The sequence below is a fragment of the Stenotrophomonas sp. INTA L402-1 genome (genome assembly GCF_059295135.1).
Window position 1 is genome coordinate 50,821 of the sequence record NZ_JCAFWP010000015.1, and the last position, 23,214, is coordinate 74,034.

At 66.9% G+C, this 23,214-nt stretch carries 22 protein-coding genes; 15 read left to right on the plus strand and 7 right to left on the minus strand.

Annotation, left to right across the window (positions count from 1 at the left end):
- Nucleotides 1-54: 54 nt before the first annotated feature.
- On the minus strand, nucleotides 55-2,193 hold the full coding sequence (gene rlmKL, locus AC5O77_RS10695) for a bifunctional 23S rRNA (guanine(2069)-N(7))-methyltransferase RlmK/23S rRNA (guanine(2445)-N(2))-methyltransferase RlmL (protein WP_317217752.1): 2,139 nt from the start codon (nucleotides 2,191-2,193) through the stop codon (nucleotides 55-57).
- Between the two features lie 145 nt (nucleotides 2,194-2,338).
- A complete protein-coding gene (locus AC5O77_RS10700) occupies nucleotides 2,339-2,866 on the minus strand; it encodes an alpha/beta hydrolase (protein ID WP_494506800.1) in 528 nt (175 codons plus the stop codon).
- Between the two features lie 72 nt (nucleotides 2,867-2,938).
- Here AC5O77_RS10700 and AC5O77_RS10705 point away from each other — a divergent pair, with 72 nt between their 5' ends.
- Nucleotides 2,939-3,505, plus strand: a complete 567-nt coding sequence (locus tag AC5O77_RS10705; RefSeq protein WP_317217753.1) for an N-acetylmuramoyl-L-alanine amidase — start codon at nucleotides 2,939-2,941, stop codon at nucleotides 3,503-3,505.
- Between the two features lie 431 nt (nucleotides 3,506-3,936).
- Here AC5O77_RS10705 and AC5O77_RS10710 read toward each other — a convergent pair whose 3' ends face one another.
- From AC5O77_RS10710 to AC5O77_RS10720, 3 genes are all read right to left on the minus strand, one after another.
- Nucleotides 3,937-4,839, minus strand: a complete 903-nt coding sequence (locus tag AC5O77_RS10710) for a sulfurtransferase (RefSeq protein WP_478057912.1) — start codon at nucleotides 4,837-4,839, stop codon at nucleotides 3,937-3,939.
- Entirely contained in the window at nucleotides 4,836-5,639 is an 804-nt protein-coding gene (locus AC5O77_RS10715) for a CoA pyrophosphatase (RefSeq protein ID WP_277779355.1), read from the minus strand. Before AC5O77_RS10715 ends, AC5O77_RS10710 begins: the two co-directional genes overlap by 4 nt.
- Nucleotides 5,640-5,775: 136 nt before the next feature.
- Nucleotides 5,776-6,477, minus strand: a complete 702-nt coding sequence (locus tag AC5O77_RS10720) for an FKBP-type peptidyl-prolyl cis-trans isomerase (protein WP_032127896.1) — start codon at nucleotides 6,475-6,477, stop codon at nucleotides 5,776-5,778.
- A 167-nt stretch (nucleotides 6,478-6,644) separates the two neighbouring features.
- On the opposite strand from AC5O77_RS10720, the gene AC5O77_RS10725 reads away from it, so the two are divergent.
- The 3 genes from AC5O77_RS10725 to nth are packed head-to-tail and all read left to right on the plus strand — an operon-like array spanning nucleotide 6,645 to nucleotide 8,477.
- Nucleotides 6,645-7,427, plus strand: a complete 783-nt coding sequence (locus tag AC5O77_RS10725) for an enoyl-CoA hydratase/isomerase family protein (RefSeq protein ID WP_032127897.1) — start codon at nucleotides 6,645-6,647, stop codon at nucleotides 7,425-7,427.
- A gap of 4 nt (nucleotides 7,428-7,431) precedes the next feature.
- Nucleotides 7,432-7,785: a hypothetical protein gene (locus AC5O77_RS10730; RefSeq protein ID WP_049399879.1), complete on the plus strand. Its 354-nt coding sequence runs from the start codon at nucleotides 7,432-7,434 to the stop codon at nucleotides 7,783-7,785.
- Nucleotides 7,785-8,477: an endonuclease III gene (nth, locus tag AC5O77_RS10735; RefSeq protein ID WP_478057910.1), complete on the plus strand. Its 693-nt coding sequence runs from the start codon at nucleotides 7,785-7,787 to the stop codon at nucleotides 8,475-8,477. The genes AC5O77_RS10730 and nth overlap by 1 nt, the downstream gene beginning before the upstream one ends.
- 81 nt (nucleotides 8,478-8,558) lie before the next feature.
- Here the strand turns inward: nth and AC5O77_RS10740 are convergent, their stop codons facing one another.
- The gene (locus AC5O77_RS10740; protein ID WP_032127900.1) at nucleotides 8,559-9,791 is read right to left on the minus strand and encodes a porin; all 1,233 of its coding nucleotides are present in this window, start codon (nucleotides 9,789-9,791) and stop codon (nucleotides 8,559-8,561) included.
- Between the two features lie 553 nt (nucleotides 9,792-10,344).
- On the opposite strand from AC5O77_RS10740, the gene pstS (AC5O77_RS10745) reads away from it, so the two are divergent.
- The 11 genes from pstS (AC5O77_RS10745) to rnt all read left to right on the plus strand — a co-directional run bounded on the left by pstS (AC5O77_RS10745) (nucleotide 10,345) and on the right by rnt (nucleotide 19,986).
- Nucleotides 10,345-11,361: a phosphate ABC transporter substrate-binding protein PstS gene (pstS, locus tag AC5O77_RS10745; protein ID WP_049463600.1), complete on the plus strand. Its 1,017-nt coding sequence runs from the start codon at nucleotides 10,345-10,347 to the stop codon at nucleotides 11,359-11,361.
- Nucleotides 11,362-11,774: 413 nt separating this feature from the next.
- On the plus strand, nucleotides 11,775-12,863 hold the full coding sequence (gene pstS, locus AC5O77_RS10750; RefSeq protein ID WP_423162651.1) for a phosphate ABC transporter substrate-binding protein PstS: 1,089 nt from the start codon (nucleotides 11,775-11,777) through the stop codon (nucleotides 12,861-12,863).
- A gap of 82 nt (nucleotides 12,864-12,945) precedes the next feature.
- Nucleotides 12,946-13,914 (plus strand): phosphate ABC transporter permease subunit PstC, encoded by a 969-nt coding sequence (gene pstC, locus AC5O77_RS10755; RefSeq protein WP_049421601.1) that lies wholly within the window; start codon nucleotides 12,946-12,948, stop codon nucleotides 13,912-13,914.
- Nucleotides 13,914-14,777 (plus strand): phosphate ABC transporter permease PstA, encoded by an 864-nt coding sequence (gene pstA, locus AC5O77_RS10760; RefSeq protein WP_032127902.1) that lies wholly within the window; start codon nucleotides 13,914-13,916, stop codon nucleotides 14,775-14,777. Before pstC ends, pstA begins: the two co-directional genes overlap by 1 nt.
- Before the next feature lie 19 nt (nucleotides 14,778-14,796).
- Nucleotides 14,797-15,627: a phosphate ABC transporter ATP-binding protein PstB gene (gene pstB / locus AC5O77_RS10765; RefSeq protein WP_005408788.1), complete on the plus strand. Its 831-nt coding sequence runs from the start codon at nucleotides 14,797-14,799 to the stop codon at nucleotides 15,625-15,627.
- 101 nt (nucleotides 15,628-15,728) lie between these two features.
- Complete coding sequence (phoU, locus tag AC5O77_RS10770; RefSeq protein WP_008265615.1) at nucleotides 15,729-16,436, plus strand: phosphate signaling complex protein PhoU; 708 nt, start codon at nucleotides 15,729-15,731, stop codon at nucleotides 16,434-16,436.
- Between the two features lie 205 nt (nucleotides 16,437-16,641).
- Nucleotides 16,642-17,001, plus strand: a complete 360-nt coding sequence (locus AC5O77_RS10775; RefSeq protein WP_478057908.1) for an HvfA family oxazolone/thioamide-modified RiPP metallophore — start codon at nucleotides 16,642-16,644, stop codon at nucleotides 16,999-17,001.
- Nucleotides 16,988-17,863 carry an HvfB family MNIO-type RiPP peptide maturase gene (locus tag AC5O77_RS10780; RefSeq protein WP_478057907.1) on the plus strand — a complete coding sequence of 292 codons (876 nt, stop codon included), beginning with the start codon at nucleotides 16,988-16,990 and terminating at the stop codon, nucleotides 17,861-17,863. Before AC5O77_RS10775 ends, AC5O77_RS10780 begins: the two co-directional genes overlap by 14 nt.
- A complete protein-coding gene (locus AC5O77_RS10785; RefSeq protein WP_478057906.1) occupies nucleotides 17,856-18,611 on the plus strand; it encodes an HvfC family RiPP maturation protein in 756 nt (251 codons plus the stop codon). The genes AC5O77_RS10780 and AC5O77_RS10785 overlap by 8 nt, the downstream gene beginning before the upstream one ends.
- A 27-nt stretch (nucleotides 18,612-18,638) precedes the next feature.
- Complete coding sequence (locus AC5O77_RS10790; protein ID WP_494506801.1) at nucleotides 18,639-19,160, plus strand: HvfX family Cu-binding RiPP maturation protein; 522 nt, start codon at nucleotides 18,639-18,641, stop codon at nucleotides 19,158-19,160.
- Between the two features lie 241 nt (nucleotides 19,161-19,401).
- A complete protein-coding gene (gene rnt, locus AC5O77_RS10795) occupies nucleotides 19,402-19,986 on the plus strand; it encodes a ribonuclease T (RefSeq protein WP_478057915.1) in 585 nt (194 codons plus the stop codon).
- 95 nt (nucleotides 19,987-20,081) lie between these two features.
- On the opposite strand, the gene AC5O77_RS10800 is transcribed toward rnt, so the two are convergent.
- The gene (locus AC5O77_RS10800) at nucleotides 20,082-23,108 is read right to left on the minus strand and encodes a ligand-binding sensor domain-containing diguanylate cyclase (RefSeq protein ID WP_201118577.1); all 3,027 of its coding nucleotides are present in this window, start codon (nucleotides 23,106-23,108) and stop codon (nucleotides 20,082-20,084) included.
- Nucleotides 23,109-23,214: the final 106 nt, after the last annotated feature.

Here is a 23,214-nt window from a genome sequence, read left to right on the forward strand (position 1 = left end):
TGAACCCTCTGCGGATCTGACACCGTTGCCGGCCAGCGGCCGGCATTACCGGACTTACCCCAACCGCTTCAGTTCCCACGCGCGGTGGATGCGCGCGTTGCGCTCGAAATCCGGGCCGATGGTGCGTGCGGTGATCTCGCGGCACTGGGCAAATTCGGCGATGGCGTTCTCTTCCAGCTTGAAGCGGCGGAAGTTGTTGGAGAAGTACAGCACGCCACCCGGTGCCAGCCGCGCCACCGCCGCGCGCAGCAGCTTCAACTGCTCGCGCTGCACGTCGAAGTCATCGGCGCGTGCGGAGTTGGAGAAGGTCGGCGGATCGCAGAAAATCACGTCGTACTGGCCACGGTCGCCTTCCAGCCAGGCCATGGCATCGGCCTGCACCAGCAGGTGCTGGTTGCCGCCCTGCCCGTTCAGCGCCAGGTTGTCGTAGCACCACTGCAGGTAGGTCGCCGACAAGTCGACGCTGGTGGTGCTGGCCGCACCGGCCACGGCGGCCTGCACGCTGGCCACGCCGGTGTAGCAGAACAGGTTGAGGAAACGCTTGCCACGCGCCTGCTCGGCCATCATCCGGCGCAGCGGGCGGTGGTCGAGGAACAGGCCGGTGTCCAGGTAGTCGAACAGATTCACCTGCAGCAGCGCGTTGTTCTCGCGCACCACGATGAATTCGTCACGCTGCTCGAAGCGGCCGTACTTGCTGCCGCCCTTGCCGCGCTCGCGCGACTTCATCGAGACCTGCTCCGGCGGCACGCCGAATACTTCCCGTGCAGCGGCCAGCAGTTCGTTGCGGCGACGGCGCACGTCGTTCTCCGGAATCGCCGCCGGTGCCGCGTACTCCTGCACATGCAGGAAGGTACGGCGCTTGCCACCGTCTTCCTCGTAGACATCGATGGCCGCCGCGTACTCCGGCAGATCGGCATCGTAGGCGCGGAAGCAGGTGATATCCTCGCGGGCACGCCAGCTCTTGAACTTCTTCAGGTTCTTGCGCAGGCGGTTGGCCACCATCTGCGCACCTTCGCTGAGTTCGCGCGGCTGCGCCGGGTCGCGGCCCGGCACGGCGATCGGGTCGCAGACGATCAGCGCGCATTCCAGCGCACCGTTGAACATCTGGTACTTCTTGCCCGCACGCAGGCCGGTGGCAAAGGCCAGTTCGTCGTTGCCGCACAGCAGGCTGGCGCGCCACTGCGGCACCGCCCTCTGCAGGGCATTGCCCAGTGCGCGGTACAGCGCCGGGTCGGCGGCCAGGCGTTCGTCATACGGCGGGTTGCAGACCACCGCACCGATCTCCTGCTCCGGTGCGGCCAGGTCGGCCACATCGGCGCGGGTGAAGCGGATCGCGTGGGCGACACCGGCCACCTCGGCATTCTCGCGTGCCGCCTGGATCGCGGTCGGGTCGATGTCGCTGCCGTGGATGACCGGCTTCAGCGCAGCCAGGCCAGCCGCTTCGCGGTCACGCGCCTCGCTCTGGATGCTCTTCCAGGCGGCCTTGTCGAAGCCCAGCCAGCGGCTCGGCGGCAGGCTGCCGTGGCGCATCAGGCCGGGAGCAACGTCGGCGGCCATCAGCGCGCCTTCGATCAGCAGCGTGCCGCTGCCGCACATCGGGTCCAGCAGGCCGCCACCGGCGGCGTGCAGCCGCGGCCACTGCGCGCGCAGCAGCAGCGCGGCGGCCAGATTTTCCTTCAGCGGTGCCTCGTGAGCGGCGCCGCGCCAGCCACGGCGATGCAACGGGCCGCCGCCGAGGTCGATCGACAGCGAGGCACGGCCTTTGCGCAGTGACAGGTTGACCCGCACATCCGGCAGGTCGGTGTTGACCGACGGGCGCTCCAGGCCTTCATCACGCATGCGGTCGACGATGGCGTCCTTGATCCGCTGCGCGGCAAAGCGGGCATGGGTGATCTTGTCGCCGGACACGTGCGCGTCCACCGCCAGGGTCATCTCCGGCTTGATGTGCTCGTGCCACGGCAGCGCACGCACGCCGTCATACAGGGCCTGCTCGTCCGGGCAGTCGAACTCGTCGATCGGCCACAGCACGCGGCTGGCCAGGCGCGACCACATCACGATCCGCAGCGCCTGCTCCAGTTCGCCCTCGGCGTTGACGCCGGCAATGGTGGCAGTGGCCTTGCCAAGGCCCAGGGCCGACAGTTCATCGGCAAGCAGGTATTCCAGGCCCTTGGCGCAGGAGACGAAGAATTTCACAGGATCGGTTCGCAGGTGGTCGGGCGCGGCACAGGGGCCGGGCCAGTCGGAAAGGAGGGCCGTAGGCACGGCCGGCAGGCCCGCGCCGGGGGCGGCGGGGCTGCCATTGTAGTCAATGCGGGCGGGCGCGCCGTGCGCCCGGGCTTCACAGTTGCCGCAGCAGGCGCTCGAAGGCCTGCGCGGAGGCCTCCACGTGGTGCTCCAGGCGGTGGCCGTCGTCGACCAGCAGCAGCTGCGCCGAACGCGCCTGCGCCCAGGCAATCACCCCGGCGGCCGGAACCACGTCGTCATGCCAGGCCTGGACCACGGTGGTCGGCACGGCGGCGGCGTCCAGCGCCGGCATCGGGCCCATGGTGGTCGGCGGCACCATCAGGAACAGGCCGGCCACCGACACCTGCAGCGAGGCGACGGCAGAGATGTAGGCACCCAGGCTGGAGCCGGCCAGCACCACCGGACCCTGCTGGGCAGCGATGGCGGTGCGTTCGACCAGGCGCTGCAGGCGGGTGCGCACGTCTCCCACCCGGCTGACCTCGCTCATCGCATCGAGGTCGGTGTAGTCCGGACGCTCATGGGTCCAGCCCAGGCGCTGCGCCACGTCGGCCAGCGCGGTGACCTTGGTCGCCTCCGGGCCGCTCTCGAAACCGTGGGACAGGATGCAGTGGCCGCGGCTCATGCGCGCGCTCCATGGGAGCGGACCGACGAGGAAAGGGAAGGAAGGTTCATGCCGCAATGCTAGCATCGCCGGATGCCCAACCCGCTCCTGCCCGGCCTGCAGCTGCAGCCCCTGCCCTACGAAGACCGTCTGCCACTGCGCGACCCGACCACGCTGGAGATGGTGGTGATCCACTGCACCGAGCTGCCCGATCTGGCGATGGCCCGTGAGTACGGCGAGCGCGTGCTGTATGACAGCGGCGCCGGCAACAGCGGCCACTTCTACATCGACCGCGATGGCAGCGTGGTGCAGTACGTGGCGCCGGAACGCGTGGCGCATCACGTGCGCGGCATGAACGCGCATACGCTGGGCATCGAGCTGATCAACACCGGGCGCTACCCGCACTGGTTCGACAGCCGCCAGCAGGCGATGGACGAGCCCTACACCGAGGCACAGCTGCAGGCGCTGGAAGGCCTGCTGCAGGCGCTGGTGGCGCACTATCCGTCGCTGCGGCGGATTGCCGGGCATGACCAGCTGGACCTGGAGCAGGTGCCGGCCAGCGATGACCCTGCGCTGATGGTGGCGCGCAAGCGTGATCCGGGGCCGTTGTTCCCGTGGGCGCGGGTGCTGGCGAAGGTGCCGTTGCAGCCGGTTGGGTGAGGGTTTGCAGGGCTGCGCCCTGCACCTGCAGAAGCCTAAGCCAGAGCAACAGCAGAAGCTGACTTCCTGAGGGGAGGCGGGGTGGGTCCGGTTGCGGGGGGCGCTGCAAGTACGTCCATGGGGGCTTGGCCGCGGCTTGCTCGTGTGCGCTGTCCTGCGCACACGGCAAGACCGGGGTTGGGCGTCCTGCCCAACCCGCCCGAGGCATGCCTCGGGCCCATGCGGCTCACGCCCCCGCAACCGGACCCACCCCGCCTTCGACAGATTCCGGCTGCTGTTGGTGGGTGCCGACCGTTGGTCGGCACGGGATCGAATCGATCGGAGGGTGCTTTGTAGAGTCGAGCCACGCTCGACTGCTCTTTGCATGCGAATCGGGCACGAGGGGGGTCAGAGCCGTTTTCCGTTGGAAAACGGATCCGACCCCGCGCGCCTCAGGCGCCGCTGGCCACGGGGCGGCTGCTGTCGCTCACCCAACCGCTCCACGAATCGGCGTAGATGCGCGCGCCGGAGAGGCCCGCCGTTTCCATCGCCAGCAGCAGGTGGCAGGCAGTGACGCCGGAGCCGCACATCAGCACCACCTGCTGCGGATCACGGTTGCCGATAACGCCCTGCAGTTCGGCGCGCAGTTCCTGTGCATCACGCAGGCGGCCGTCGGCGACGTTCAACGCAAACGGACGGTTGACCGCGCCGGGCACGTGGCCGGCGACCGGGTCCAGCGGCTCCACTTCGCCGCGGAAGCGCTCACCCGCGCGTGCATCGACCAGCCAACCGGGTGCATGCTTCAAGCGTGCAGTGATTTCATCGGCATTGGCGATCTGGGTGGTGTCGAAACGGCCCGGGTAAACCGGCAGCGCGGTCACCTCATCCTGCCCCGTCGCCAAGGGATGCCCTGCGCCCTGCCATGCGGCGATGCCACCATCAAGCACGGCCACCTTGCTGTGCCCGATCAGGCGCAGCAGCCACCACAGGCGCGCGGCGGCCATGCTGCCATCGCTGCCGTCGTAGACCACCACCTGGGTGTCGGGACCGATGCCCCACTGGCCCAGTTTCGCGGCGAAGGCATCGCTGTCCGGCAGCGGGTGACGGCCGTGGCCGCTGCGGGTCAGATCCGACAGGTCCCGATTGAGGTCGGCATACACCGCGCCCGGAACATGCCCCGCCAGATACTGGCCGTTACCCGCCTGCGGATCGGCCAGCGAGGAACGTGCATCGACCACGCGTACGGCGGTACTGGCAGTAGCACGTGCGTCGACCACGCGAACGCCCTCGCCCAATGCAGCGGCCAGGGTGGCGACATCGACCAGGGTGGTCCACGGCGGATCGATCGGCTTCATTGCACTTGCTCCAGGCGGCGACGCAGGTTGTAGAGGATGGCGGCGGTGGCGCCCCAGATGCGCTGGCCGGGCCAGCCATATTCGAGGACGTGGCGGACGCGGCCGCGATGATTGATTTCGACCTGGTGCAGGTTGTCGGCTGCCATCAGGTAATCGAGCGGCACTTCAAACACTTCGGCCACTTCACTGGGCTGTGGCACCGGCACGAAATCCGGATCGACCACGGCCACCACCGGCGTGACCCGGTAGCCGGTGATCGTCACGAAGGGATCGAGATAGCCCAGCGCCTGCACCTGGCCGGGCGCCAATGCGATTTCCTCCTGGCTCTCGCGCAGTGCAGCGGCCAACGCATCGCGGTCATCGGGTTCGGTGCGGCCACCGGGGAAACCGACTTGGCCACCATGGGTACGCAGGGTTTCGGTGCGACGGGTGAGAATGACCTGTGCGCCGTTGGCGCGCGGCACGATGCCGGCCAGTACGGCGGCTTCCACCGGGGGCCCGGGCGGCAGCAGGTCACTCAGTTCACTGCGGTTCCAACCGTCGCCGGCCGGCGGCTCGGCCAGTGGATGCAGCGCGCGCATCAGGCGTTCGTGATCAGCCAGCGAGCCGCGCAGTGATTGCTGCAGCTGTTCACGCAGAGGTTGCACGCGATGCAGGATGCGGCTGCGTTCCTCGTTGCTCATCGACGACCACCGCGCGATCTCATCGATATGCCGCCCGCAGCCGGTGCATTGCCGGTGCGGATCCAGCGTGCACACTCCGATGCAGGGACTTGCGACAACACGCGCCGTTTTTTCCATTGTTTGCACCCGGCAACAGTAGCGCGATCGGGCTGAATTTGCGCGGGGTCAATATGCAGTGCACGGCAGCGTCGCGCTCCGCGCAAACAAAAACGCGCCGGTGGGATCACCGGCGCGTTTCGTTTACCACTTCGATTTACTTGACGCTGACCAGCTTGATCTCGAACTGCACAGCCACGTTCGGCGGGAACGGGGTGCGCGGGTCGGCACCGTAGGCCTGGTCCGGCGGCAGGGTGACTTCCCACTTCGAGCCTGCCGGCATCTGCAGCAGGGTCTCGCGCATGGCCTTCATTTCGACTTCGCTGACCTTGATCGACGGAATCTGCTGGGCCGGGCGCGCTTCGGTCGGGCGCTGGCCGTACGGGAACGGACCGGCCACTTCCAGCTGCACGGTGCTGGCCTGGGTCGGCTTGGCGCCCTTGCCGGCTTCGATCACGCGGTACTGGACGCCGCTCGGCAGGGACTGCACGCCGGCCTTGGCCTTGTTCGCCGCGATGAACTGATCGCTCTTGGTCTTGTTTTCGGCAGCAGCCTTTTCGTACTCGGCCTTGGCAGCCTGGGCACGGCCCTGCTCGCGCTTCTGGAACGCTTCAACGGCCGGCTTCAGCTGGTCGGCGGTAATCGCCGGCTGCTTCTTGGCGTAGGCGTCCTGCAGACCCTTCACCACCGAGTTGATGTCCAGCTGCTCACCACGACCGGTCAGCTCCGCCAGGTTGTTGCCGTAGTCGTAACCGAAGTAGTAGCTCAGCTTGCCCTTTTCGGACGAGACGTCCTGGGCGAAGGCATTGCCCGTCAGGGCCAGGGCCGCGACGGCGACCGCGATAGAACGCAACTTCATCAAACAGTTCTCCAGGGGTGGTAACTCAGGGACGTTCTGCGCCGCCCTGAGGCGACGGGTTAGGATAACGGGCACAACGTGTAACCGCTACTCACGATGCAGGCTAAGACCCGTCTGCGTTGGCGGAGTTCAATCTCACTTTTTTTTAACGTTTCAGGAGTTTCCCCGTGGCCGATGCCCTGATCGCTGTCGCCGACGACGGCGCCATCCGCACCGTGACCGTCCAGCGCCCGGACAAGCTCAACGCCTTGAATGCCGCGACCCTGCAGGCGCTGACCGAGGCGTTCAGCGCCGCCGCAGCCGACCCGGACGTGCGCGTGGTGGTGCTGACCGGTGCCGGTCCGAAGGCTTTCGTGGCCGGGGCCGACATCGCCGAGATGAACACACTCAGTGCGGTTCAGGGACGTGATTTCTCCCTGCTCGGCCAGGCCCTGATGCGCCAGATCGAGCGCATGCCCAAGCCGGTGATCGCACGCGTGAACGGCTTCGCCCTGGGCGGCGGGCTGGAGCTGGCCATGGCCTGCCACCTGCGCATCGCTGCCGATACGGCCAAGGTCGGGCAGCCGGAGATCAATCTCGGCCTGATTCCCGGCTTCGGCGGCAGCCAGCGCCTGCTGCGCCTGTGCGGCCGCGCCGCCACCCTGGAGCTGTGCCTGCTGGGTGCACCGATCAACGCCGCGCGTGCACTGGAACTGGGCATCGTCAACGAGGTGGTGCCCGCCGATGCGCTGGACAACCGTGTACAGGACATCGCGCGCCAGCTGGCACGCTCGGCCCCGCTGGCCCTGCGTGGCCTGCTCGACGCGGTACACGTGGGTGGCGAATGCAGCCTGGAGGCTGGGCTGGAGTACGAAAGCGCGCAGTTCGGCCTGCTGTTCGCCACCGAAGACATGCGCGAAGGCACCAGCGCCTTCCTGCAGCGCCGCCCGCCGGCCTTCCAGAACCGCTGACGCCATGGCATCCCGACCCAACCCCGCGCAGCTGTTCGCCCGGGTCCAGGCAGACGATCTCGATGGCGCCCTGCAGGCCGGTCTCATGGACTACGTTGCCCGTGCCGGCGACGAACAGCTGCTGCCCGGCCACCCGGACCTTCCACGACGCCTGCAGCAGGCCCAGCAGCAGCTGCACGCGGCCTGGGCCGCACGCGAACGCTACCGTGCCCGTGCCGTGCGCCTGGCGCGCCGCGAGGCCGAACGCGATGCGCGACGCACGCCAGCCCCGGCGCCGGACGTGAAGCCCGCCCTGCCCCCGGCCGCCGCCGCGATTCTCGCCCGGGCCAAGGCCCGCGCCACCGGCAAGGAGCAGTAATGGCCGCTGCGAAGAAGACCCCGCGCGCGCCGGCGCGACGCGGTGGCAGCATGCCGCGCGCCGATGTGGTGGAAATGTTCACCCGCCTGCGCGAACTCAATCCGCACCCGAAGACCGAACTGGAGTACAGCTCACCGTTCGAACTGCTGGTGGCGGTCGCGCTGTCGGCGCAGGCCACCGACGTGGGCGTCAACAAGGCCACGCGCCGCCTGTTCCCGGTGGCCAATACCCCGGCAAAGATCCTCGCGCTTGGCGAGGTCGGGCTGAAGCAGTACATCGCCACCATCGGTCTGTTCAACGCCAAGGCGAAGAACGTGATCGCCACCTGCGCGATCCTGCTGGAGAAGCACGGCGGTGAAGTGCCGCGCGATCGCGATGAACTGGAAGCGCTGCCGGGCGTGGGCCGCAAGACCGCCAACGTGGTGCTCAACACTGCGTTCGGTGAGCCGGTGATGGCGGTGGACACGCATATCTTCCGCGTCTCCAACCGTACCGGCCTGGCCCCGGGCAAGAACGTGCGCGAAGTGGAAGACAAACTGGTGAAGGTGATTCCGGCCGAGTTCCTGCTCGACGCGCATCACTGGCTGATCCTGCACGGACGTTATGTGTGCAAGGCGCGCAAGCCGGATTGCCCGGGCTGCGTGATCGCCGACCTGTGCCGGTTCAAGGAAAAGACCACGGCCGAGGCGTGACCGCGTTCGTGGTGTGACAAAACAAGGACGGCGGGCACAGGGCCCGCCGTCTTTGCTTGTAGACAAGAGTGCTTCAGGACATCAGAACGACAGGTCGCCCCAGACGCCGAACTCCTTGGTCTTGTCGTTCTTCTTGTCGCTGGCGTTGGCCAGGTGCGTGTACTTGTACACGGTCGACAGCTTGAGGTTCTTCATGACCGGGAACTCGACGCCGACGTTCCAGTACTTGTCGCTCAGGGTCGGGTCCAGCGTCTTGCTGACGTCGGTGTCATCGTAACGACCGAACACGTTGATGCCGCCGTCGGTGACGCGCACGCTGCCCCACACCGACCAGCCGCTGGTCTTGTCGGTGGCAACGGTCATCACGTTGTTGAGGTTCTTGGCCTGGAAGTACTCGCCACCGACGCGGAAGTCGCTGCTGGCGTAGGCCACCATCGCATTGGCGCGGGTGTAGGTGTTCTCGGCGCTCTGGATGTCGGTTTCCTTGCCCAGCTTGCCGCTGTAGCCACCGACGGCAACCACGAAGTTCTCGTTCGGGGTATAGGCCGCGCGGCCTTCCACGTCCATGCCCTTGCTGCGGGTCGGGTTCTTGTAACCAGCGCCGGACACAACCGAGACCGCGTAGTTGAAGTTGTTGCCCAGGTTGCCGAAGCCATGCAGGCCCCAGTCGGACGAGTTGCCGTACTTCAGGCGGTCGGTCAGGGTGTTCTCGACATAACGCATGCCGTAGAACTTCTCGACGTACGGAATCCACGGCATGTCGGCGGCACCGACGCGCAGGTTGAAGGCGGGGTCGAAGCTGCCCTGCACGTAGGCCTTCTTGACGAACAGTTCGGTGTTGCCGATGGCCGAGCTGTACTGGAAGTCGGTGGTCAGGTTGGCCGACCAGATGTCGTTGAACTTGTGGTCGACGGTCAGGTAGAAGCGCTTGACGTCCAGGCCGGTGCCGCTGGCGGCGGTGTCCTTGCCGTTGCTGGTCTTGTCGATGTTGGTCAGGTCGAAGAACATGCGACCGCCGATCTTGTTGTCATTGACCAGCTTGGCCAGCTTGTCGACGCTGGTCTGGGTCTTCTGCGCACCTTCCAGGGCCTGGGCCTGGGTGATGTTCACTTCGGACTGCGCGTCAGATTGTGCCTGCAGCGCCTGCGAATCGTTCTGCAACTGCTGGACCTGGGCCTGCAGGGCAGCGATCTGCGCCTGCAGCTGCTGCAGCTGTGCCTGGGATACGCCCGTGCTGGCGGGAGCTGCGAAGGCGTCGGCGGAAACCAGACCGAGGCTTGCAACGACCGCGGCGGCGAGCAAATGGGAACGCATTTTGGATTTCTCCAGAGGGTTGGAATGGCTTGGGCAGAACGCCACGCCGGCTGGCCGGTCAAGCGTTTTGCGAACATTCCGTTAAAACCATGACAGCCGAATGACAACCTGAGCACCAACCACAGATTTCTTCGTGCGGTCATGCGTACGACTCATTTGCCGCCACATGCTTGTCGATCCCTTGCCGCATATGGCGTCACGTATCAGCGTCCCGGCCCGGGCCGACCGCCGCGCAGCCCTCACCAGCAGCGATGGTTTCGTGTGGATGACGCGGCATCACTGCGGAATGCCAGGCCGGGATGGCATTGACGACCACAGCGGGCAGGCCATCAGCGACATATAGAACGTGATCGCAACCGGGCCAGGCCCGTCTCCGTTGCATTGGTCATCACGTTGCCCGCAGCACTCAGAACCTTCACGCCCCTGGCTGTGCGGGCGCCGGGCAGCGCTGTAATGGTTGCGTCATACAACGGTCCCTGCGCTGTCATCGAACCGTTATGGAATGTGCGCCGGGCGGGTAACCCCGCATCCCAATCAACCCAGGAGCCACCCCGTGATCCACGCCTTCAAGTCGCGCGTTGCCGTTGCCGTCTTCGCAGCGTCGTCCGTGTTCGCCGCCAACGCCGCTGAAATCACCGGCGCGGGCGCCTCGTTCATCTACCCGGTGATGTCGAAGTGGTCGGCCGACTACAACGCCGCCACCAGCAACAAGGTCAACTACCAGTCGATCGGTTCCGGTGGTGGTATCGCCCAGATCAAGGCCAAGACCGTTGATTTCGGCTCCTCCGATGCTCCGCTGAAGCCGGAAGAACTGGCTGCTGCGGGCCTGGCCCAGTTCCCGTCGGTGATCGGCGGCGTGGTACCGGTGGTCAACGTGGCCGGCATCGCCCCGGGCGCGCTGAAGCTGGACGGCACCGTGCTGGCCAACATCTTCCTGGGCAAGATCAAGACCTGGAACGACCCGGCCATCGCCGCACTGAACCCGGGCGTGACCCTGCCGAGCGCCAAGATCACCGTCGTGCACCGTTCGGATGGTTCGGGCACCACCTTCAACTTCGTCAACTACCTGTCCAAGGTCAGCCCGGAGTGGAAGAGCTCGGTCGGTGAAGGCACCTCGGTCCAGTGGCCGGCCGGCATCGGCGGCAAGGGCAACGAAGGCGTTGCTGCCTACGTGAAGCAGATCAAGGGCGGCATCGGCTACGTCGAACTGTCCTACGCGCTGCAGAACAAGCTGTCGTACACCGCGATGAAGAATGCCGCCGGCCGCTTCGTGCAGCCGAGCGACGCCTCGTTCGCCGCCGCTGCTGCCAGCGCCGACTGGGCCAGCGCCAAGGACTTCTACCTGGTGATGACCAACGCCCCGGGCGCCGAGTCCTGGCCGATCACCGCCACCAACTTCATCCTGGTGCACAAGAAGCCGAAGAACCCTGCCAACGGCAAGGCCACCCAGGAGTTCTTCCGCTGGGTCTACAAGAGCGGCGACGCCCAGGCCCGCCAGCTGGATTACGTGCCGCTGCCGGACAGCCTGGTCCGCCAGATCGAGACCTACTGGTCGCAGAACCTGAAGTAAGCAAGCGCGTTCCCCCGCAGGAACGGGATCGGCGGGTCCTCTCTCCCCCGCCGATCCCACCCCGGGCGCGAGATCCTCGAGATCTCGCGCTCTTCTTGTTTTTGGGGGCACCTGCCTCTGTAGAGCCGAGCCCACGCTCGGCTGGGTGCTGGAGCGTGCGGACCAACGGTCCGCACCTACCGAGGGCAGGGAGCAGCCGAGCATGGGCTCGGCTCTACCTTGCGCCTGCCGTCATACCGGTGCGCAGATCGGGGGTCTCCCGGCTCCTGCCGGGTCGGCGCCAACCCCGTGAAACCCTTGTCAGAACGTGATCCAGGACACCTCTGTCATGGTCGTAATACGGCTGTAACAAAAACATCATTTCATAGCCGCATCCGCCGACGACGTCGGCTCTTCCCCGCTATGGAGTGACCATGAAACTGCACTCGGCCGGCCTTGCCGCCCTTTCCCTGGCCATCGCCCTGGGCCTGTCGGCCTGCGGTGGCGACAAGCAGGCCGCGCAGCAGCCGGCTGCCGACGGTGCCGCCGCCCCGGCCGCTGCCGGTGCCAAGGTGACCGCCGAAGTGTCCGGCGCGGGCGCGTCCTTCATCTTCCCGCTGGTCTCCAAGTGGTCGGCTGACTACAACGCCAGCACCGGTGCCAAGATCAACTACCAGTCGATCGGCTCCGGTGGCGGTATCGCACAGATCAAGGCCGGCACCGTCGACTTCGGCTCCTCCGACAAGCCGCTGAGCAGCGAAGAGCTGGCCCAGGCCGGCCTGGCCCAGTTCCCGTCCGCCATCGGCGGCGTGGTGCCGGTGGTCAACATCGAAGGCCTGGAAACCGGCAAGCTGCGCCTGAGCGGCGCCCTGCTGGCCGACATCTTCCTGGGCAAGGTCAAGACCTGGAACGACCCGGCCATCGTCGCCGCCAACCCGGGCGTGAAGCTGCCGGACGGCAAGATCACCCTGGTCCACCGTTCGGACGGTTCGGGCACCACCTTCAACTTCTCCAACTACCTGTCCAAGGTCAGCCCGGAGTGGAAGAGCAAGGTCGGCGAAGGCACCTCGGTGCAGTGGCCGGACGGCGTCGGTGGCAAGGGCAATGAAGGCGTCGCTTCCTACGTGAAGCAGATCAAGGGCTCGATCGGCTACGTCGAACTGGCCTACGCGCTGCAGAACGGCATGCCGTACGCCGCCATGCAGAACGCGGCCGGCAACTGGGTCGAGCCGAGCGCGGAAACCTTCGCCGCTGCGGCTGCCAGCGCCGACTGGGCCAGCGCCAAGGACTTCAACCTGGTCATCACCAACGCCCCGGGCGAGCAGGCGTGGCCGATCACCGCCACCAACTTCATGCTGATGCAGAAGCAGCCGAAGGACGCCAAGCGCAACCAGGACACCCTGGCCTTCTTCAAGTGGGCCTTCGAGAACGGCCAGGCCCAGGCCAACGAGCTGCACTACGTGCCGCTGCCGGCCGAACTGGTCAAGCAGATCGAGGCCTACTGGGCGACCGACCTGAAGTGATGGACACGACGGTGCCCGCCCCGCGCGGGCACCGCTTCTTCCACGCCGTGCCGCCCCGCCCCTTCCTGGCCCTGCCGTCCCCATGAATGCCATCGCCCAGCCTGTAGCCGCCCCGTCCACGCGTGATGCGCGTGATGCCCGCAACGACAAACTGTTCCGATGGGTGCTGGTCGGCACCGTCATCTTCGTCCTGATCGCCCTGGCCTGCGCCGCGCTGTCCATGCTGTGGGGTGGCCGCCATGCCCTGCAGATGCAGGGCCTGAGCTTCTTCTTCTCCGCCGACTGGAATCCGGTCGAAAACAAGTTCGGCGCTCTCGCTCCGATCTACGGCACCCTGGTCACCGCGCTCATCGCGATGGTCATCGCCGTGCCGGTCAGCTTCGGCATCGCCTTCTTCCTCACCGAAGTCGCGCCGCGCTGGCTGCGTGGCCCGGTCGGTACCGCCATCGAACTGCTGGCCGGCATTCCTTCGATCATCTACGGCATGTGGGGCCTGTTCGTGCTGGTGCCGGTGATGACCGAGTACGTCACTCCGTTCCTCAACGAAACCCTGGGCGAGATGCCGATCATCGGCCCGCTGTTCCAGGGCCCGCCGCTGGGCATCGGCATGCTCACTGCCGGTTTCGTGCTGGCCATCATGGTCATTCCGTTCATTTCCTCGGTGATGCGCGAAGTGTTCCTGACCGTGCCGACCCGCCTGAAGGAATCGGCCTACGCACTGGGCTCCACCAAGTGGGAAGTGAGCTGGGACATCGTCCTGCCCTACACCCGCTCGGCGGTGATCGGTGGCATCTTCCTCGGCCTCGGCCGCGCCTTGGGCGAGACGATGGCGGTGGCCTTCGTGATCGGCAACAGCGTGCGTCTGTCGCCGTCGCTGCTGGAACCGGGCACCACCATCGCCGCGCTGATCGCCAACGATTTCGGCGAAGCCACTGAAACCTACCGCTCGGCCCTGCTGCTGCTCGGCTTCGTCCTCTTCATCGTCACCTTCGTGGTGCTGGCCATCGCCCGCCTGATGCTGATGCGCCTGTCCCGCAAGGAGGGCAACTGATGTCCACCACCGCTGATTCGCTGTACCTGCGCCGTCGCATCGGCAACGTCGTTGCGATCACCGCCTCCTGCGCCACCGCCCTGTTCGGCCTGTTCTTCCTGGGCTGGATCCTGTTCACCCTGGCCTCCAAGGGCCTGGCCGGCATCAACTGGGATCTGTTCACCAAGATGACGCCGCCGCCGATGCAGGAAGGCGGTCTCGCCAACGCCTTCTTCGGCAGTGCGGTGATGTGTGCGCTGGCGATCGGCATCGGCACCCCGCTGGGCGTGCTGGCCGGCACCTGGCTGGCCGAGTACGGCAACGCCCGCAAGGCCGGCACCGTGGTCCGCTTCGTCAACGACATCCTGCTGTCGGCCCCATCCATCGTGCTTGGCCTGTTCGTCTACACGCTGTACGTGATGCAGACCGGCGGCAACTTCTCGGCGTTCGCCGGTGCACTGTCGCTGGCCTTCATCGTGCTGCCGGTGGTGGTGCGCACCACCGACGAGATGCTGCGCCTGGTGCCCTCGCAGATGCGTGAGGCAGCCCTGTCGCTGGGCATCCCGCAGTGGAAGGTGATCGTGCAGGTGCTGTATCGCAGTGCGTCGGCCGGCATCATCACCGGCATCCTGCTGGCGCTGGCCCGCATCTCCGGCGAGACCGCACCGCTGCTGTTCACTGCCTTCGGCAACCAGTACTGGAACAACAACATCTTCCAGCCGATGGCCTCGGTGCCGGTGGTGATGAACCAGTTCGCCGGCAGCCCGTATGAATCCTGGCAGGTGCTGGCCTGGGCCGGTGCCCTGGTGCTGACTGTCTTCGTGTTGCTGGTCAGCCTTGCCGCCCGCGGCATCCTGCTGCGCAACCGTATCTCCCATGACTGACCTTTCCGTGGATAACGCCATGAACGACCTTTCCAACGCCGTGCCGATGCAGCGCATCGCCGTGCCGTCCTCGCACGAGAGCCTGCACACGCCGTCGCCGGTGAAGCTGGCTGCGCGTGGACTGGACTTCTACTACGACAAGTTCCATGCCCTGAAGGGCATCAACCTGGAGATCCCGGAAAAGCGCGTGACCGCGCTGATCGGTCCCTCCGGCTGCGGCAAGTCGACCCTGCTGCGCATCTTCAACCGCATCTACGCGCTGTACCCGAAGCTGGAGGCGCGTGGTGAAGTGCTGCTGGACGGCGAGAACATCCTGTCGCCGAAGTACCCGATGAACCGCCTGCGCAGCAAGGTCGGCATGGTGTTCCAGAAGCCGGTGCCGTTCCCGATGACCATCTTCGAGAACGTGGCCTACGGCATCCGCCACCACGAGAAGCTGAGCAAGGCCGACATGGCCGACCGCGTCGAGCAGGCACTGCGCCAGGGCGCACTGTGGGACGAAGTGAAGGACAAGCTGGGGCAGAGCGCACTGGGCCTGTCCGGTGGCCAGCAGCAGCGCCTGTGCATCGCCCGTGCCGTGGCCCTGCGCCCGTCGGTGCTGCTGCTGGACGAGCCGACCTCGGCACTGGATCCGATCTCGACCAGCCGCATCGAGCAGCTGGTGGAAGAGCTCAAGCACGAGTACACCATCGTCATCGTCACCCACAACATGCAGCAGGCCGCGCGCGTGTCCGACTACACCGCCTTCATGTACCTGGGCGACCTGATCGAGCACGACCGCACCGAAGTGATCTTCTCGCAGCCGTCGCAGCGGCAGACCGAGGATTACATCACCGGTCGCTTCGGCTGAAACGTCAGTCGACAGACAGACAGACAATGTCAGTCGAGCATGGCTCGACTCTACAAATCACGCCAGCCAGGCATGGCCTGGCTCTACCCGGATTGCAGACCATGAATCTTCCCAACGACCACATCGTCAAGAGCTACGACGAAGAGCAGCAGCGCCTGGTGGCCGAAATCGTGCGCATGGGCGAGATGGCCGTCGCCCAGCTCGAAGCGGCGATGGACGTGATCGAGAAGCGCGACGAGAACGCCGCCCATCGCATCATTGCCAACGACGAAGCGATCGATGCGCTGGAGCAGCAGATCAGCCACGACGTGATGCGCCTGGCGCTGCGTGGCCCGATGGCGCGCGACCTGCGCGAGATCCTGGCAGGCCTGCGCATTCCGGCCGACATCGAACGCATCGGCGACTATGCGGCCAATGTCGCCAAGCGCTCGATCGCGCTGGGCAAGGTACCGCCGCTGCCGCAGATCCAGGGCCTGCGGGCACTGGGCCGCCTGGCCGCACAGCAGGTCCGTCGCGCTATCGCGGCCTACCGCGACAACGACGCCGATGCCGCGCTGGCCCTGCGTGAGGACGACGCCCGCCTGGACGCGCAGTACACCGCGCTGTTCCGCGAACTGCTGACCTACATGATGGAAGACCCGCGCAACATCACCCCGTGCACCCATCTGTTGTTCATGGCCAAGAACCTGGAGCGCGTGGGCGACCACGCCACCAACATCGCCGAGAACGTGTGGTTCCTGGTGCATGGCGAGCAGCCGCTGCCGCCGCGTGAAAAACGCGATGAAACCTCCAGCACCGGCCAGCCCTGACGCTGCACTGCAACACCGGAGTTGACTCCAAGGTGGCCGCTGTCCTGGTGACAGCGGCCCTTTTGTTGTGGGCGTTCCGGCCACCGGTCTCCCCCTCTGTAACAAATCTCACGAAAATTTGAGTTCTTGGCGAGGATTCGTTGAGTAGGATCGCTGCACCATCGATTCACCCCGGGCACCTGCCCTCCACCTAGGAGTAAGACCGATGAGCAGTTCCAACAAGACCCTGTCCCTGCTGACCGCTACGGCCCTGGCCGCCGGCCTGGGCATGACCGCCAGTGCCTCGGCCCTGAGCATGAGCGACCTGGCCCAGGGCTACCTGGTGGCTGGCCAGGCGGCAAAGGCTACCGATACCAAGCACGCCGAAGGCAAGTGCGGCGCCGACGGCAAGACCGCTGAAGGCAAGTGCGGCGGTGACAAGGGCAAGGCTGCCGAAGGCAAGTGTGGCGAAGGCAAGTGCGGTGCCGACAAGGGCAAGGCTGCTGGTGCAGCCGCTGCCAAGACAGGCGACAAGAAGTCGGCTGAAGGCAAGTGCGGCGAAGGCAAGTGCGGTGGCAAGCACTGACGTCCGCGCCAGCCTCGTCCACCCGCGGTCTCCGCTTCGTGCGGCGGCCGCCGGGTTGGGCCTGCGCCGGGCGCTGCTACAGGACCTGCGTGACGCCCCGGCAGGCGACTTCGATTTCCTCGAATGCGCGCCGGAGAACTGGATCCATGTCGGTGGTCCCGCCGGGGATGCACTGGCCGAACTGGCGCAGCGCCATCCGTTGAGCTGCCACGGCCTGTCGTTGTCGCTGGGCGGCAGCGCGCCGCTGGATACGCAGCTGCTGGAACAGGTCGGCCAGTTCCTGGAAAAGCACCGCGTGCCGCTGTACAGCGAGCACCTGAGCTACTGCAGCGATGACGGTCACCTGTACGACCTGCTGCCGATTCCGTTCACCGACGAAGCCGTGCGCCACACTGCGGCACGCATCGCTCACGTGCAGGATCTGCTGGGCCGCCGCATTGCAGTGGAGAACGTGTCCTATTACCTGGCACCAGAACCGGCGATGGACGAACTGGCCTTCACCAATGCGGTGCTTGCCGAAGCCGACTGCGATCTGCTGCTGGACGTCAACAACGTCTACGTCAACGCCTGCAACCACGGCTACGATGCCGACACCTTCATCGCCGGGCTGCCCGCAGAGCGCGTCGTCTGCCTGCACGTGGCGGGGCACCTGGACGAGGCGCCGGACCTGAAGATCGATACCCATGGCAGCGCGGTGATCGACCCGGTCTGGGAACTGCTGGCGCGTACCTACGCGCGCATCGGCCCACGCCCCACCCTGCTCGAGCGCGATTTCAACTTCCCCCCATACGCCGAGCTGCAGGGCGAACTGCAGACCATCCGCCGCCTGCAGTCCAGCCATGCCGGTATCGCCCATGGCTGATACCTCCCACACTCTGCGCGCACAGCAGCATGCGTTCACCGCACACCTGCGCGATCCGCAGGGTGTGCCACCGCCGGTCGGGCTGGAGCCACGCCGGGTCGCGGTGTACCAACGGCTGCTGTTCAACAATCTGCTGGGCCTGTTGAGCAACGGCTTCCCGGTCTGCGTGCGCCTGCTCGACGAACCGGCCTGGAGCGACCTGGTGCGCCACTACTTCGCCACCCATCGCTGCCAGACGCCGCTGTTCACCGAACTGGCCGCCGAATTCGTGCAGTGGCTGCAGGCACAGCCGCAGCTGCCGCACCCGGCGTTGGCCGAACTGGCCCACTACGAGTGGGTGGAAACCGCGCTGTATCAGCTTCCTGCCGAGCCGCTGCCGGCGCCGGGCAACATCGATCCGCTGCAGGTACCACTGCAGCGCTCGCCGCTGGCGTGGCCGCTGCTGTACCAGTGGCCGGTGCACCGGCTGGGTGCCGAGGATGCACCAATGCACCCGCCAGCCGAACCGACCGGCCTGCTGGTCCGCCGCGAGGCTGATGGCGAAGTGCGCTTCGCCGTGCTCAGCCCGCTGGCGGTATACCTGCTGTCCAGCATCGGCGAACAACCCGGCCTCGATGGACATGCCTATCTGCGGCAATTGGCCGCCGCGAACGGCCTGGCTGAGGAGGCGCTGGCCGGGCCCGGTGCCTCGCTGCTGCAGCAGTTCCTGCAGGCCGGCGTGATCGGCCCGCTCACAGTCCCTGGCTGACGCCCCTTCCCCCACGGAGAACCACCGATGAACCTTCCGACCCTGGCCGCCACGCGTGGCCAGCTGGACCGTCTCGCCCCCTGGTTGGCCCCGCTCGGCCTGCGCCTGCTGCTGGCCTGGGAATACTTCGAATCCGGCCGCGAGAAACTGCACGGCCAGAACTGGTTCGCCGACCTGCAGGACGCCTTCCCGTTCCCGTTCGACCAGCTGCCGGCCGCGCTGAACTGGCAGCTTGCGACCTGGTTCGAGCTGATTGGCGCGGCCTGCCTGTTGTTCGGTTTCGGGACCCGTTTCGCCGCCGCCAGCCTGCTGGTGCTGACCGTAGTGGCTACCTATGCGGTGCATTGGCCGATGGAGTGGAACTCGCTGGCCGACCTCGCCATGGGCTACGCGATCACTGACCAGGGCTTCGGCAACTTCAAGCTGCCAGTACTGTTCATGGCGATGCTGCTGCCGCTGATCTTCACCGGCGCCGGCAGGCTGAGCGTGGATGCGTGGCTGGCGAGGTGGTCTCCCTCGGCCACGCCTGCGCGGCCAGCAGTCCGGTAATCGCCAACCCTGGTCGGCGCACCGTGTGCCAACCAAGGTTGGCACCTACCGGAATCCTGAGCGCGCGGTGCCCCGGTAGGTGTCGACCTTTGTCGACACACGCCCGCGCAGGGAACGCATGCACCGAGGGCTGGCCGGGCGCTCAGGGTCGCTCTGCTAGAATTCACGCATGACTGACCCCACCCCCGCACCTGCCGCCGCTCCCGATTCCGATTCCGCAGTCCCCCAGGCGCAGCGCGCGATGTCACAACGCTTCCGCGGCTTCCTGCCGGTGGTGGTGGACGTGGAAACCGGCGGCTTCGACAGCCAGCGCAACGCACTGCTGGAAATCGCCGCCGTGCCGATCGAGATGGACGAGAACGGCCTGCTCTACCCCGGCCAGACCGCCAGCGCCCACGTGGTGCCGGCCGAGGGCCTGGAGATCGACCCGAAATCACTGGAAGTGACCGGCATCATCCTCGACCATCCGTTCCGGCTGGCCAAGGAAGAGAAGGCCGCGCTGGACCACATCTTCACCCCGGTGCGTGCGGCGATGAAGAAATACGGCTGCCAGCGCGCGATCCTGGTCGGCCACAACGCCCATTTCGACTTGGGCTTCGTCAATGCCGCCGTGGTGCGCACCGGCCACAAGCGCAACCCGTTCCATCCGTTCAGCGTGTTCGACACGGTGACCCTGGCCGGCATCGCCTACGGGCAGACCGTGCTGGCGCGTGCGGCCACCGCCGCCGGGCTGGGCTGGGATGCGAACGAGGCACACAGCGCGGTGTACGACACCGAGCAGACCGCGCGGTTGTTCTGCACCATCGCCAACGCCTGGCCGCGGTAAGCCAGCCAACGGCGCAACCGCACCCACGCAGTGCGGACCAACGGTCCGCACCCACCACTCACCGGACGGTAGATCCACGCCATGCGTGGATGCGATCAACCAATGCTCGTACGATCGCGGCCGTCGCTCTTGGCGCGGTACAACGCGCGGTCTGCGCGCTGGTACAGCAGTGCCGGGGTGCGGTCGTCGGCATCCAGTTCCACCAGGCCCGCGCTGAAGGTCACGCGCAGTCCGTCCACCCCGGCCCAGTCGGGATGGTCGTGAAACAGGCCGCGCAGGCGCGCGCACAGCTGTGCGGCTTCCTCCAGGCGGGTGTCGTTGAGCAGCAGCGCGAACTCTTCGCCGCCGGTGCGCGCCGGCAGGTCCGAATCGCGGCTGGCGGCGGCGATCAACCGCGCCACCTGCACCAGCACCGCATCACCGATGCTGTGGCTGTGGCGGTCGTTGACGTCCTTGAAGTGGTCGATATCCAGCACCACCAGGCACAGCGGATGACCGCTGCGCTGCGAACGGGCGAAGTCACGCGCCAGCGTTTCATCGAAGGCACGGCGGTTGGCCAGGCCAGTCAGTGCATCCTCGCGGGCCTGCCGTTCGAATGCCTCGGCCTGGCGTGCGAGGCGCTCGGCCAGTTCGGTCTTTTCCTGGTTCAGCGCCTGCAGGTGCACGGTCTTGGCCTGCAGGTCGAAGGTCGCCTCGTCCACGCGCCGTGCCAGGCGCAGGTTGCTGGCCTTCAGCTGCTGCAGCAGCAGCCGGTACAGCGCCACCAGCCCGGCCAGCAGCAACAGGCCACCCAGCACCTGCACGCTGCGTCGCTGCCACCAGAACGGCTCCACGGTGAAGCTCCATACCGCTTCCTGCTGGCCCCAGCTGCCACTCGGATGGGCAGCGGCCACGTGCAGGGTGTAGTCGCCCGGCGGCAGGCCAACGAACTCCACGCTGCGCTGCGGGCCGCGTTCGACCCATCCCGTATCCAGGCCGTCCAACCGCGTGCGGTAGCGGATCCGGTCAGACATCAGGTAGCTCAGGCCGACATAACTCACCGCCAAGCGGCGGCCGCCGGGAATGTAGTTGCGGTCCGGGCCTTCCCAATGCACCGGTGCGCCATCCACCTGCACGCTTTCAATCGCTGCCGGCGGTGAAAGACGCTCGCGGAAACGCTGCAGGCGTTGCGGATCGACGGTGCTCAGGCCTCCGGCGGTGACCACCCAGAACGTGCCGTCCTGGCGCAGGATCGCCGATGGCCCGGAGCTGCCGTTGGCCTGCGCGTTGGCCATGCCGTCAATCTCGTTGTAGCGCTCCACCACCACCCGGGGTGCGCGGCCATCGGCCACGGCGTTGAGGGTGCCCATGTCGGTGCGCAGCACGCCGCGGTTGCTGCTGATCCACACGTTGCCAAGGCGATCCGGCACCAGTTGGAACACCGCATCCACCGGCATGCCCTGCTCCAGCCCCACCCGTGCCAGCGTGCCGTTGCGCCAGCGGTACAGGCCGCGATCGCTGCTGATCCACATCGCGTCACCCAGCTGATGGAAGCCGAACACGCTGCGGCCACCGCCCATCGGCGCGAGGTCGATCGACTGCACGTGGTCGCCGCGCAGTACGCGGATGCCCTCGATGGTGCCGATCCACAGGTTGCCCTGGTGATCGTGCTCAAGCGCGGTGATCAGGCCGCTGGGCATGCCCGCAACGCTTGATACCTGCACGCGGTCGCCGTCGATGCGGACCACGCCCTTCTGGGTGCCGGCCCAGACCACACCCTGCGGGTCCACGCTGATCGCGCGGATGTTGCCGCCCGGCATGCCATCGGCGGCGGCATAGTTGTGCCGCAGCCGGCCATCGGGGCCAAGACGGTAGACGCCATCACCGAACGTTCCGACCCACAGGTCGCCGTCCGGGCCCTGCGCCAGGCTGAGCACCGAAGGTGCCTTGCCGCCGCGGTTGTGCAGCGGCATCGCGCGGAAGCGGCCATCAGCAGTCTGCAGGTCGAGGCCGCTGGCACTGCCGACCCACAGCTGGCGTTCGCGGTCCTCGAACACGGTGCGCACATAGTCGCCACTGAGGCCATCGCGCTCGGTGTAGCTGCTGAACAGTGTTTCGCGCAGGCGGTACAGGCCACCGTTGGCACCCACCCAGATGCTGCCCTCGGCATCCTCGCGCAGGCTGACCACGCGCCCACCCGGCAGGTTCAGGCCCGCCGGCAGGCGCTCCAGGCCATGCGCTGAGATCCGCAGCAGGCCCTGGTTCTCGGTGCCCAGCCACAGGTCGCCATGGCGATCCTGCAGCATCGAGGTCAGGTGCAGCTGCCCCGGCAGGCGGTGCATCAGCACCAGCTGATCATCCTCCACCCGGTACAGGCGCTCGCCGGCGACGATCCACAGCGCGCCATCCGGAGCGCGGTACGGCCACGACAGGCCACTGCCGGCGCCCAGCCCCCACGCCGCGGGCGCCCGCTTGAGCACCCCGTCGTTGTCGCGCAGCACCAGTCCATCCAACGTGCCGGCCCAGACCCGGTCCTGCGCATCGACCACCAGCTTGGTGAAGCTCATCGCCATCGGCAGGTCGGCGGCCGGAGCCTGGTAGACGATGCCGGTGTCCGGCGTCAGATAGCCGATGCCCTTGCCTTCATACAGCAGCCACAGGCGGCCCTGGCTGTCCATCTGCATGGACTGGATCAGGACCTGCGGGGTATCGGCCTGGTGCTCCCAGACACGCCACTGGCCATCGTTGCCGCGATGGCTGACATTGCCCCGCGAATCACTGATCCACAGCCCACCCTGGCGGTCGACGAACAGCGCGCCGATGCCGTTGTCGCGCAGGCCCGGGCGGGTACTGCGGTCGAACACGGTGAAATCCAGCCCGTTGTAACGCACCAGGCCTTCCCAGGTGGCGAACCAGAGGTGGCCTTCGGGGGTCTGCGCGATGTCGCGCAGCGAGTTGTGCGGCAGGCCGTTGCGCGACGTCCATACATCAATGGCGTAGTCGCGCAGTGGCGGAGCCCCCTCCTGCGCTGCCACCGGCAGTGCAAGGGCCAGCAGCAGCCACAGCAGGCCCTGTCGCAGCCATCGACCGATATCTGATCCGCAGCGCTCCACCCAGCGCCCGATGTCCCCCTGTCCGGCCATCAGTGCAGCGGCGGCGGCCAGGCAGGGCTGCCGGGCCTGGCAGCATGCGGGAACTGCCGGGCAGCGCGGGACGGCATGCCGGCGGGGACGGGCTGGCTCATCGGGG

Excerpts from the sequence above, each read along its gene's own strand:
- rnt (WP_478057915.1), top strand. The coding sequence starts at position 19,402 with ATGTCACAACGCTTCCGCGGCTTCCTGCCGGTGGTGGTGGACGTGGAA.
- pstS (WP_423162651.1), top strand. The coding sequence starts at position 11,775 with ATGAAACTGCACTCGGCCGGCCTTGCCGCCCTTTCCCTGGCCATCGCC.
- AC5O77_RS10710 (WP_478057912.1), bottom strand. The coding sequence starts at position 4,839 with ATGAAGCCGATCGATCCGCCGTGGACCACCCTGGTCGATGTCGCCACC.
- AC5O77_RS10720 (WP_032127896.1), bottom strand. The coding sequence starts at position 6,477 with ATGAAGTTGCGTTCTATCGCGGTCGCCGTCGCGGCCCTGGCCCTGACG.
- AC5O77_RS10775 (WP_478057908.1), top strand. The coding sequence starts at position 16,642 with ATGAGCAGTTCCAACAAGACCCTGTCCCTGCTGACCGCTACGGCCCTG.
- AC5O77_RS10730 (WP_049399879.1), top strand. The coding sequence starts at position 7,432 with ATGGCATCCCGACCCAACCCCGCGCAGCTGTTCGCCCGGGTCCAGGCA.
- AC5O77_RS10705 (WP_317217753.1), top strand. The coding sequence starts at position 2,939 with ATGCCCAACCCGCTCCTGCCCGGCCTGCAGCTGCAGCCCCTGCCCTAC.
- AC5O77_RS10740 (WP_032127900.1), bottom strand. The coding sequence starts at position 9,791 with ATGCGTTCCCATTTGCTCGCCGCCGCGGTCGTTGCAAGCCTCGGTCTG.
- AC5O77_RS10785 (WP_478057906.1), top strand. The coding sequence starts at position 17,856 with ATGGCTGATACCTCCCACACTCTGCGCGCACAGCAGCATGCGTTCACC.
- pstC (WP_049421601.1), top strand. The coding sequence starts at position 12,946 with ATGAATGCCATCGCCCAGCCTGTAGCCGCCCCGTCCACGCGTGATGCG.
- pstA (WP_032127902.1), top strand. The coding sequence starts at position 13,914 with ATGTCCACCACCGCTGATTCGCTGTACCTGCGCCGTCGCATCGGCAAC.
- AC5O77_RS10790 (WP_494506801.1), top strand. The coding sequence starts at position 18,639 with ATGAACCTTCCGACCCTGGCCGCCACGCGTGGCCAGCTGGACCGTCTC.
- pstB (WP_005408788.1), top strand. The coding sequence starts at position 14,797 with ATGAACGACCTTTCCAACGCCGTGCCGATGCAGCGCATCGCCGTGCCG.
- nth (WP_478057910.1), top strand. The coding sequence starts at position 7,785 with ATGGCCGCTGCGAAGAAGACCCCGCGCGCGCCGGCGCGACGCGGTGGC.
- AC5O77_RS10700 (WP_494506800.1), bottom strand. The coding sequence starts at position 2,866 with ATGAGCCGCGGCCACTGCATCCTGTCCCACGGTTTCGAGAGCGGCCCG.
- AC5O77_RS10715 (WP_277779355.1), bottom strand. The coding sequence starts at position 5,639 with ATGGAAAAAACGGCGCGTGTTGTCGCAAGTCCCTGCATCGGAGTGTGC.
- phoU (WP_008265615.1), top strand. The coding sequence starts at position 15,729 with ATGAATCTTCCCAACGACCACATCGTCAAGAGCTACGACGAAGAGCAG.
- AC5O77_RS10800 (WP_201118577.1), bottom strand. The coding sequence starts at position 23,108 with ATGGCCGGACAGGGGGACATCGGGCGCTGGGTGGAGCGCTGCGGATCA.